The organism is Streptomyces sp. NPDC014764 (genome assembly GCF_043082785.1).
Lineage (GTDB): Bacteria > Actinomycetota > Actinomycetes > Streptomycetales > Streptomycetaceae > Streptomyces > Streptomyces althioticus.
Map to the genome: position 1 here is coordinate 1 of NZ_JBIBXY010000056.1, position 1,201 is coordinate 1,201.

The 1,201-nt window shown below is 67.0% G+C and carries 2 protein-coding genes; both read left to right on the forward strand.

Annotated elements, in window-relative coordinates; genetic code table 11:
- The coding region (locus ACF1AG_RS34825; protein WP_359608199.1) for an alpha-glucosidase C-terminal domain-containing protein at nucleotides 1-432 on the forward strand (432 nt) is incomplete at its 5' end.
- Nucleotides 429-1,201, forward strand: a 773-nt coding sequence (locus tag ACF1AG_RS34830) for an alpha-amylase family glycosyl hydrolase (RefSeq protein ID WP_359608198.1), incomplete at its 3' end; no start/stop codon positions are given. The genes ACF1AG_RS34825 and ACF1AG_RS34830, both read left to right, overlap by 4 nt.

A 1,201-nucleotide genomic window follows, 5' to 3' on the forward strand; every position in this document is an offset into this window, starting at 1 on the left:
AAGTACCAGCTCAAACCCCGCGACTGGGAAGCCGCCGCACGCGAGGGCCGCACCATCGCACCCCTGATCACCCGCCTCAACACCATCCGGCGGGACCACCCCGCGCTGCACCGACTGCGCAATCTCCGCTTCCACCGCACCGACAACGACTCCGTCCTGGCGTACAGCAAGCGCCACGACTCCGACGTCGTGCTCGTGGTCGTCAACCTCGACCCCCATCACGTCCAGGAGGCGACGGTCTCGCTCGACATGCCGCAACTCGGCCTGGGCTGGCACGAGTCGGTGCCGGTGCGCGACGACCTCACCGGCGAGACCTACCACTGGGGCAGCACCAACTACGTGCGGCTGGAGCCGGGGCGGGCTCCAGCGCATGTCCTGCACGTCCAGCGACCGCCCGCCGCACAGCGAAACGGAGGGCCAGGAACGCCATGACCGTGAACGAGCCAGTGCCGGACACGTTCGAGGACACACCGGTCAGGGACCGGGATCCCGACTGGTTCAAACGCGCCGTCTTCTACGAGGTCCTCGTCCGCTCCTTCCAGGACAGCAACGGGGACGGCATCGGCGACCTGAAAGGCCTGACCTCCAAGCTGGACTACCTGCAGTGGCTGGGCGTCGACTGCCTGTGGCTGCCGCCCTTCTTCAAGTCACCGCTCAAGGACGGCGGCTACGACGTCGCCGACTACACCGCGGTGCTCCCCGACTTCGGCGACCTCGCCGACTTCGTGGAGTTCGTCGACGCCGCGCACCAGCGCGGCATGCGCGTGATCATCGACTTCGTCATGAACCACACCAGCGACCAGCACCCGTGGTTCCAGGAGTCCCGCAAGGACCCGGAGGGCCCCTACGGGGACTTCTACGTCTGGGCGGACGACGACACCGGCTACCCGGACGCGCGCATCATCTTCGTCGACACCGAGGCGTCCAACTGGACGTACGACCCCGTACGCAAGCAGTACTACTTCCACCGCTTCTTCTCGCACCAGCCGGACCTCAACTACGAGAACCCGCGCGTCCAGGAGGAGATGCTGGCGGGGCTGAGGTTCTGGCTCGACCTGGGCATCGACGGATTCCGGCTGGACGCCGTCCCCTATCTGTACGCGGCCGAGGGGACGAACTGCGAGAACCTCCCGGCGACGCACGCGTTCCTCAAGCGGGTCCGCAAGGAGATCGACACCCAGTACCCCGACACCGTCCTCCT